This is a genomic window from Elizabethkingia miricola, assembly GCF_001675285.1.
Classification (GTDB): domain Bacteria; phylum Bacteroidota; class Bacteroidia; order Flavobacteriales; family Weeksellaceae; genus Elizabethkingia; species Elizabethkingia miricola.
In genome coordinates this window covers 173097-182852 of sequence record NZ_LSGQ01000029.1, presented here as the reverse complement: position 1 = coordinate 182852, position 9756 = coordinate 173097, and the positions used below count along the sequence as shown (strand labels likewise).

Below are 9756 nucleotides of genomic sequence, written 5' to 3'. Positions count from 1 at the left end.
ATATACAACGAACCCGGAAGGTGTCCGGTATGTGGAATGTTTCTCGCTCCTGTTGAAGAAGTTAATACTCCAGAAAAAGGAGAGAAAGCTTCATGTTGTAGTGGCGGACACCACCACCATGCAGAAAAACCTAAAGTAACATCATCATCGGCTGGTAAATACTACTGTCCAATGCATTGCGAGGGTGATAAATTATATGATAATCCTGGAAGCTGTCCTGTATGTGGTATGAACCTGGAAAAAATACCGGAGCTGAAGAAGAAAGTACAGTATACCTGCCCTATGCACCCGGAAATAGTTCAGGGTGGTCCTGGTAACTGCCCTATTTGCGGTATGGATCTCGTCCCTATGGAACCGACTGAAGAAGAAGATACAACCTACAAAGATCTTCTGAAAAAGTTTTGGATTTCCGTAGGCTTTACCGTTCCTGTATTTATATTGGCTATGGGCGGAATGATTCCCGGTAATCCAATTTCGAAAATATTATCACCTGAAGCTAACGGCTGGATACAATTAGGACTAACCGTTCCAGTGGTTTTCTATACTGCATGGATGTTTTTTGAAAGAGCCTGGACATCTTTCAAAACATGGAAACTCAATATGTTCAGTCTTATAGGTCTGGGTGCCGGCGCTGCTTTTATATACAGTGTGGTGGCTTTAATTTTCCCAAATATTGTTCCGCATGAGCTAAAAGAGCATCACGGTGGTGCCAACTTATATTTTGAATCAGTAGGTGTTATTCTTACGCTTGTTCTTCTGGGACAACTGATGGAAGCTAAGGCGCATTCCAGAACAAACTCTGCGATAAAGGAACTTATCAAGCTTTCTCCGACTGAAGCTACATTGGTAGAAAATGGTCAGGATAAAAAGATTTCTGTAGATGATATTCAGCTGGGAAATATTCTAAAAGTGAAACCTGGTGATAAAATTCCGGTGGATGGAAAAATTACTGAAGGCTATTCGACAATAGATGAATCTATGATTACCGGTGAACCTGTTCCTGTAGATAAAAAAGAAGGAGACAGCGTGACATCGGGTACTATCAATGGTAACAGAACCTTTCTGATGGAAGCTGAACGCGTAGGTGACGAAACACTGCTTTCACAAATCATTCATATGGTAAATGAAGCCAGCAGAAGTAAAGCTCCTATTCAGAAGCTTACCGATAAAGTATCAGCCATCTTTGTTCCGGTTGTTGTACTTATTGCAGTGCTTGCATTTGTAATATGGAGCATTTGGGGACCAGATCCGAAGTTTGTGTATGCATTTGCCAGCCTTCTGGCTGTTCTTATTGTGGCATGTCCTTGTGCGCTTGGATTGGCAACACCTATGTCAGTAATGGTAGGTGTAGGGAAAGGTGCAAAGAATGGTATTTTGATTAAGAACGCAGAAGCTTTAGAAAATCTTAATAAAGTAAATGTACTGGTAACGGATAAAACCGGAACACTTACAGAAGGGAAACCTGTTGTACAGAAAATTGGAACATTCGATCAGTATACAGAAACGGAAGTATTACAATTGGCTGCCAGCCTTAATCAAAATAGTACTCACCCACTGGCAGAAGCCATTATTAAGAAAGCTAAAGAAAAAGGTCTTAGCCTGGAACAAGCCAGCAATTTTGAGAATATTTCCGGAAAAGGAGTATACGGGCAAACAGAAGGCAAAGAAGTTCTTGTAGGAAACGAAAGTCTTCTGAAACAATATAATATAGTTATAGATCAAACAATTGCAGCACAAATCACTACAGAACAAGAACAGGGAAAAACAGTTTCTTTTGTTACTATAGATCATAAAATTGCCGGTTATGTAGCTATTACAGACCCTATAAAAGCAACCTCTAAAGAAGCAGTACATCAGCTAATGCAAATGGGTGTAGATGTAGTCATGATAACAGGTGATAATCGTAAAACAGCCAAAGCTGTGGCTGATAGCCTTGGTATAAAGCATTATATTGCACAAGCGCTTCCTGAAGACAAGCTGAACGAGATAAAAAAACTGCAGGAAACAGGTAAAATTGTGGCAATGGCAGGTGACGGGATTAATGATGCACCAGCACTAGCCCAGTCCGATATTGGTATAGCCATGGGTACAGGTACCGATGTGGCAATAGAAAGTGCACAGATAACCTTATTAAAAGGTGATCTTAAAGGTATTGTAAAGGCAAAGGTACTTAGCCATAAGCTGGTTAGAAATATCAAACAAAATCTACTCTTTGCATTCCTGTATAATGTATTAGGTATTCCAATTGCGGCAGGTATATTATACCCTTCTTTGGGTATTCTGCTCTCCCCCATGATTGCAGCTGCTGCGATGAGCTTTAGTTCCGTTTCAGTAATTGTAAACTCATTGAGACTGAACTCTGCAAAGTTGTAAAATTCATTCATATATAATCTAAGGGACTATATCATAAAGGTATAGTCCTTTTCTTTTATCTCTAAATTCAGAAGTTTTCACTAATTTTGCCTCCCAATTATACATTGGTTATCTACTACTATTATTATATGAGAAAACTTTATTTACTTGCGGGTATTGCTTTATTTACTGTATCCAAAGCGCAAACGGATACAATAAAGAGAGATACTGTTATTCCTGCAAAATCACTTATTTCTTACACGCCGACCACTCTGGAGTCTAAACCTAAATTTTTTCAGAAGGAATGGGTGAAGAAATCAATCGCTCCGAGTATTTTATTTGTAGCTTCCGCGGCTACGTGGGGACAGAAGGAACAAATACGTGAAAACAGAAATAGATATCTTCCCAATTTTAAGGTTCCTTACGACGATTATCTTCAATATACACCAGCATTGGCAGTATATGGATTAAAACTGGCAGGTGTAAAGGGACGTAATAATATAGGAAGAGCCACCCTTTCTTATGCAACCAGCCTTGCGATTATGGCAATTTTGGTTAACTCTATAAAATATACAGCAAAAGTAGAACGTCCGGACGGCTCAAAAAGAAATTCTTTCCCGTCGGGGCATGCTGCAATGGCTTTCACCAATGCAGCCTTTCTAGATAAAGAATATGGATTGGTAAACCCTGCTTATAGTATTGCAGGATATAGTGCCGCAACATTTACAGGATTAGGTCGTGCTCTGAATAACAGACACTGGCTACCAGATATTCTTGCGGGTGCTGGTATTGGTATTCTTTCTACAGAATTGGGTTATTTCTTTATCGATAAAATATTTAAAAATAAAGGAGATAACATGGGATTGCTTTCCAAAATTGAAGGCAATGAGAATCCTTCTTTCCTGGCTCTGAAATCAGGAGCTACCATTTCTATGTCAAACTTCCTGAGAGAATCTGGACTGAGCGACAGAAAAACAGTAGGTTTTGAAGCAGGTCTGGAAGGAGCATACTTTTTCAGCAAGAACTGGGGTATTGGTGCAGACTTGAATATCAGTACATTCCCTGTACGTGCATTACACCTGAAAACTGAAGATCCGGATCTGGAAACGCTGGATGTAAAAACCGAATCTCTGGGCTTTCTAAATGCAATGATAGGACCATATTTTGCTTATGATCTTACAGATAAATGGCAGGTAATGCTAAAGGCTACAGCAGGATATTCCAAGGCTGCCAATGGTAAAGTATTCTTAAAAGACGATGACCCTACAGCAACACAACAATATTACAGGATAGCAACTTACCGCCCTTCTAAAAGTCTTATGATGGGTTCCGGTATATCTTTAACCTATAAAATAACACCACAGTTGGGTATTACAGCATACAACGATTTCCGTTTTACCAACTCTAAAATCAAATACCATTTTTCTGATATCGTAGAGAATGATGATAATCTGAATCACGATTTTGATGTATCTTCTCACGAGCAGATCTCGTATATGACCCTAGGACTTAAGCTAACAGCTTATTTCTAAAAATATCTCTTATAGATAAACAAACAACACCAGAAGTTTTACTTCTGGTGTTGTTATTCATATATATTGTTTTACACTTTTTATAGTTTCTGAAAAACATCCGGTGTATTAGTGGTTACAAAATCTATTCCCTGAGCTTTTAATTTCAGGAAAATCTCCGGATTGTCTACCGTCCACGCATTTGTGATTAGTTTTAAATCTTTTGCTTCTTTTAACCAAGTTGGATTTTTTTCGAATACACTGTAGTGATAATCTATTCCGTCTATTCCCAGGTCTTTAATTTCTCTTGGTGAAAGATCTCCTTTCAGATACTGCACTTTTGCTTTTGGATCCAAACGCTTCAGTTCTTTACAGATAAATAAACTGAAAGAAATATACTGGGTATGGTTCTCCATTTTATTTTTTTTCACCAGTGCCAGGCTCTTTTCTACAGCTTCTTTTTCAAATGCTTCGGATGCTAATGGTTTTATTTCAAGAATCATCTGTACAGCCGGATCCTTCTTCCCCTGTTTAAGGTATTCATCTAAAGTAGGAATTACTTCTCCATCTGCTAGCTTTTGCTTTCTAAGTTCTTTAAAATCTGTTGCTGCAATAGCTAATTTATTAATATCCTCATCGTGATTAACGACTACAACACCATCTTTTGAAAGACGAACATCAAACTCTGATCCGTAAACCTTAAGCTTTTGTGCTCCTTTTAATGCATGTATTGAGTTCTGGGCAGACCCTTCTGTCTTCCAGAAACCGCGATGCGCAATAATCTGAGTTTGTGCCATAGCCATAAAACTAAAAATTGATAATGCACCTATGAAATACTTCTTCATTTTTACTAAAATTAAATTCAATACATAATTACGAATTTAGTTTTAATTGAAAACTGCGACTATCATTAAGATTTTGTAAACTTTTATAATTAGCAATTAGCAATTAGCAATTAGCAATTAGCAATTAGCAATTAGCAATTAGCAATTAGCAATTAGCAAAGTTAATTCGTAATTCGTAATTAAATAATCCTATGCGTCTTTACTTCTGGATAGTATAATTCTGAAAGTTGAACCCTTCCCGACTTCCGTTTGTAATATCTTAATGTCACCATTATGATAATCTTTAATTACTCTTTTTGCGAGAGAAAGCCCAAGCCCCCAGCCTCTTTTCTTTGTTGAATATCCAGGCTTAAAAGCATTCCTAATCTGTGTCTTTGTCATCCCGGAACCATTGTCTTTAATATCAATAAAAATACTATCCCCTTTCTCCGAAATCTGCATATTAAGGTCTCCTATTCCTTTCATCGCATCCACAGCATTTTTTACAATATTTTCTATAACCCAGTTTATTAAGATTCTGCTGTGTGGAATAAGAATTTCACCACCAGGCAGCTGGAGCGAAAAATTAATTTTATTGGAGATTCTGGTTTTTAGATATTCATGATTTTGTTCTATCGTTTCTTTCAAATTAAGATCGTTAAGCTCCGGAACGGAACCTATCTTGGAAAAACGTTCGGAAATCGTGGTGAGCCGTTGTATATCTTTTTCAATTTCCTTTACACCTACACTATCTTCATTTTCCAAACGCAAAATTTCTAACCAGCCTATCATTGACGATAGCGGAGTTCCGATCTGATGGGCTGTTTCTTTGGCCAATCCTACCCAAAGGAAACCTTCATCACTTCGTTGTACCGTTCTCAAAAACCAAAAAGAGAATAATACATAAGCTATGATCACTCCGCCTAAAGCTAAAGGATAATATCGAAGGTTATTCATGAGTCTGGAGTTGGTATAATAAATATACTGGACATTACCATCCGGCATTTCTATTTCCAAAGGCTTATAAGACTGCTCCATTTCGGAAAGCAGGTTTTTCACTTTACCCGGATTATCTGTTACATCCTGGGGCAAATTCAGCATATTTACCGGATTATTAAACCTGTCTGCAACAATCACCGGAATACTTTTATTATCATCCAGAATATTCAGCAGTAAAAGTTGCACCTGCGGATCCTGTACGGAGTCTTCATTTAGTAGTTTTTGTGCCTGTGCAAAGAGCTTAATCCTGTGTATTTCCTCTTTACGCAGATAATTGATAAGTATCGCAGATGCCAGAATAGATCCTAATACAATAAAACTGAGGAGTACATATACTGCCCAGTTAGCAAACTGCGAAAAGAATTTCTTTTTCTTCAAATTGTTATTTTAATTCATCTAAAACTTTATACATCAGACTGTTTATATTTCCTCCTGAATAATTATTAACTATCATAGAGAACACATATTTTTTACCCGATTTACTCTGGTGATAACCTGTATATGCTTTGCTGGCTTTTATAGTACCACTCTTCATTTTCATCCCGTTATAAGTTGGAAGAGCTTTATAAAAAGTATCAAACCACGGTTGTTTCTGTGCATATAAAAGAGCCTGAACTTCAGCCTTTGCCGACACATAATTCTGTGGTGAAAGCCCACTTCCATCTGCAAAATTAATCATCGCCGAAGCTATACCTTTATCCCGCCAGTATTGCTTTAGTTCGTTAATTCCGGAATCAAAAGATGCGTTCTTTGTTTTTTGTCTAGAGAATGTTTTCACCAGTGTTTCACCATACAAGTTTACGCTTTTCTGAAGAAACCAGTAAATAATCTTGTCCAACGATGGTGACTGATAGGTAAAGAACACATTATTCACGGGAGTTTGAGAGATTTCGTTGCCCTTAATTTTTTCAGTGTTGTAAGTCAGAACTTTTCCTTTGATTGTAATTCCTTTCTCCGAAAACCATTTTTTGATCTCAGTTCCCAAGACTAAAGGTGGATTGGGTAAAGCTCCGGAAACTACAGTCGTTTTGCCTGCCGGCAGTTTACCGTTTATTAATCCAAAATCTGAGAAAGGTGCTGTATAAATAATACTATTATCCCCACTTCCTTCAGCTTTTACTTCACTCACCCAATTTACATTTACCGGAGTATAATTAAAGTTCTTAATATCTTTTCCTCCGGCTACGCTCATATCAAACTGATTTTCGTTCCAGCTTATTCCCCACACACCTGCGCCGTAATAATTTCCCATATCATTCCATGGCCAGCCTCCGGGGGTTGTCTGCAAATCGAAATAAGAATCGTCCAGTATAAGATCTCCTTCAATCGCTTTTATCCCTTTATCCTGTACAGCTGCCAATAGCTTTGCTTTGAAATTCTCCGGCTTATACCCCTCATAACGCCAGCTTCCCAGTGTAGGATCCCCATTAGAAGTGAGATAGAGGTTACCTTGCAGTGTACCGCCCTGCAGCTGTCCGCTATAGGATGCCTGTGTCTTAAAAGTAAAAGATGGTCCCAATTTGTCTAAAGCAGCAATAGCGGTAAAAATCTTCTGTGTACTGGCGGTAGACAAGCCTTTATTTCCTTGATATTCGTAAACTACATTTCCATTTTCATCGGCTACATAAAACGATAAGTTAGCTGCCAGCATATTTTCTGACCCTGTCATTTTTTTTGTTTCAGCTTCAAGTCTTTGTGATATATTTTGAGCTGCAACTGTCTGACTTATAACTAAACCGATTATGAATGTCTTCCTCATAAATTTAATTTACCCAAAGATAGCGATTTTCAACCTTGTCTATTCTTCAAAAATATTATGATTTTACCCTAAAAAATAGTATTTTAGTGTAACTTAATTGATGAAGGAAATGGTTTACGACCTAGAACAAGAAAATAAAGAAATCTTAGCCCGATATAAGGATCTGATTTCTAATACATACCGCACACTTGATGAGGACCAGAACAAACTTATTCGTAAAGCATTCGATATCGCTTTGGATGCCCATAAGGATCAGCGACGTAAAACAGGTGAACCTTACATATACCATCCTATTGAAGTAGCAAAAATTGTAGCTAATGAAATAGGGCTTGGTGCAACAAGTATTGCATCAGCACTTTTGCACGATGTTATTGAAGATTCTGATTATACTTATGAAGATCTTGAAAAACTGTTTGGAAAGAAAATAGCGGATATTGTACAGGGGCTAACTAAGATCTCGATTATGAACCACCAGAATATTTCGGTTCAGTCGGAAAATTACCGTAAGCTCCTTATGACTTTATCCGAAGACTTTCGGGTAATCCTTATTAAAATTGCCGATCGTCTTCACAACATGCGTACCCTGGATAGTATGCGAGCTGACAAGCAAAAGAAGATTGCATCGGAGACAGTATATATCTATGCTCCACTGGCACACAGGCTGGGTTTATATAACATAAAATCGGAGCTGGAGGATCTTTCTTTGAAATACAATAATCCGGATATCTACAATGAGATTACAGAGAAGTTAATTCTGGCAAAGGAAAGCCGGGAAAAATATATTGCTGAATTTACAAAAGAGGTTTCTGAGAAACTAAAAGAAGAAGGTCTGAACTTTTCCATAAAAGGGCGTGCTAAAGCCATCAGCAGTATTTACCGTAAAATGCTGAAACAAAATGTAAGCTTTGAGGAAGTTTATGATAACTACGCTATCAGAATTATTTACAAGTCGGACGCTAAGAACGAGAAATTCCTTGCCTGGAAAATCTACTCTATTGTCACCGATCTTTACCACAGCAACCCTGCCCGAATGCGGGACTGGATATCTCAACCCCGTTCTACTGGTTACGAAAGTTTACACCTTACGGTATTAGGCCCGGACAACAAATGGATTGAAGTACAGATCCGAAGTGAGCGAATGGATGAAGTCGCGGAGAAAGGTGTTGCCGCCCATTATAAATATAAAGAAGGTTATAAGAAGAACAACGATGACCGTAACTTCGAACAATGGGTTACTCAGATCCGTGAAGTTTTGGAAGGACAGCAATCTCTTTCAACCAACGAACTTCTGGACAGTATCAAACTAAATCTTTATAGTAAGGAGGTTTTTGTCTTTACTCCTAAAGGGGAAATCAAGCTTCTCCCTTCCGGATCTACGGCTCTTGATTTTGCTTTTTCGGTTCATACTGATTTAGGAATGAAATGTCTTGGAGCCAAAGTAAACGGAAAATTGGTTCCTATTTCTTATGTGCTGGCTAATGGCGACCAGATTGATATTTTAACCAGTAACAACCAGAAACCTAAGGCTGACTGGCTGGACTTTGTGGTAACATCCAAAGCTAAGGCAAAAATTAAAGCAGCTCTCAATTCTCACAAAAGTGAGATGGTAGAAGAAGGAAAAGAAATTTTGCAGCGTAAAATGCGCCATGCTAAAATTGCGTATACTGACGATGAAATCAACAAACTACAAAAGTTCTTTAATTATAAAACCTCACAGGAGTTATTCCTGAATTTCCAGAGTGGTGTACTGGATGCTTCGGATCTGAAAAAGTATGTCGACGGAAAAGGAATGATTAGTAATCTTTTACAGAAATTCCGTAAAACACCAAAACAGGAATTTGTTGCTCCTGAACCAGCTTCAGATCTGGATATGATCGTTTTTGGTAAGGATGAACAAAAAATGGATTACAGCTTTGCAAAATGCTGTAGTGTACTTCCTGGTGATAAGATTTTTGGATTTATTACAATTAACGATGGTATAAAGGTGCACAATGAAAACTGCCCGAATGCTATTAATCTGCGTGCTAACTACGATTACCGTGTTCTTACCGCCAAATGGGTAAATGCAGAACGCTTTACCAACCGTGCAAAAATAGAAATAGAAGGTCTGGACAGACAAGGTATGATCAATGATATCTCCACAATTATTTCCAATAACATGAACCTGGATATGAAGAGTTTCTCTATTGAATCTAATGATGGTATCTTTACAGGAAATATAGTTCTCGAAGTCAGAAATAAATCCCAACTGGACGAAACACTTAAACATCTTAAAGCAATTAAGAATGTTACTAAAGTCAGACGTCTGTAA

Annotated in this window: 6 protein-coding genes; 3 read left to right on the top strand and 3 right to left on the bottom strand. The window is 37.9% G+C overall.

Translation table 11 applies throughout. The features are described from left to right. Together ATE49_RS14590 and ATE49_RS14585 are read left to right on the top strand one after the other, a co-directional pair. A partial coding sequence (locus ATE49_RS14590) for a copper-transporting P-type ATPase (protein ID WP_065082762.1) occupies positions 1-2373 on the top strand: 2373 nt, incomplete at its 5' end. Between the two features lie 128 nt (positions 2374-2501). Beyond that, positions 2502-3884 (top strand): phosphatase PAP2 family protein, encoded by a 1383-nt coding sequence (locus ATE49_RS14585; protein WP_059345651.1) that lies wholly within the window; start codon positions 2502-2504, stop codon positions 3882-3884. Between the two features lie 80 nt (positions 3885-3964). Here ATE49_RS14585 and ATE49_RS14580 read toward each other — a convergent pair whose 3' ends face one another. From ATE49_RS14580 to dacB, 3 genes are all read right to left on the bottom strand, one after another. Next, positions 3965-4708, bottom strand: coding sequence for a glycerophosphodiester phosphodiesterase (locus ATE49_RS14580; RefSeq protein ID WP_065082751.1), 744 nt, complete (start codon positions 4706-4708; stop codon positions 3965-3967). A 189-nt stretch (positions 4709-4897) separates the two neighbouring features. Continuing rightward, complete coding sequence (locus ATE49_RS14575; RefSeq protein ID WP_059156404.1) at positions 4898-6064, bottom strand: sensor histidine kinase; 1167 nt, start codon at positions 6062-6064, stop codon at positions 4898-4900. A gap of 4 nt (positions 6065-6068) precedes the next feature. Next, a complete protein-coding gene (gene dacB, locus ATE49_RS14570; protein ID WP_065082750.1) occupies positions 6069-7445 on the bottom strand; it encodes a D-alanyl-D-alanine carboxypeptidase/D-alanyl-D-alanine endopeptidase in 1377 nt (458 codons plus the stop codon). Positions 7446-7554: 109 nt separating this feature from the next. On the opposite strand from dacB, the gene ATE49_RS14565 reads away from it, so the two are divergent. Beyond that, positions 7555-9756, top strand: a complete 2202-nt coding sequence (locus ATE49_RS14565) for a RelA/SpoT family protein (protein WP_035592410.1) — start codon at positions 7555-7557, stop codon at positions 9754-9756.

Bases quoted from the DNA above. Each gene is read 5' to 3' on its own strand.
- ATE49_RS14585 (WP_059345651.1), top strand. From the start codon at position 2,502: ATGAGAAAACTTTATTTACTTGCGGGTATTGCTTTATTTACTGTATCC.
- ATE49_RS14580 (WP_065082751.1), bottom strand. From the start codon at position 4,708: ATGAAGAAGTATTTCATAGGTGCATTATCAATTTTTAGTTTTATGGCT.
- dacB (WP_065082750.1), bottom strand. From the start codon at position 7,445: ATGAGGAAGACATTCATAATCGGTTTAGTTATAAGTCAGACAGTTGCA.
- ATE49_RS14565 (WP_035592410.1), top strand. From the start codon at position 7,555: ATGGTTTACGACCTAGAACAAGAAAATAAAGAAATCTTAGCCCGATAT.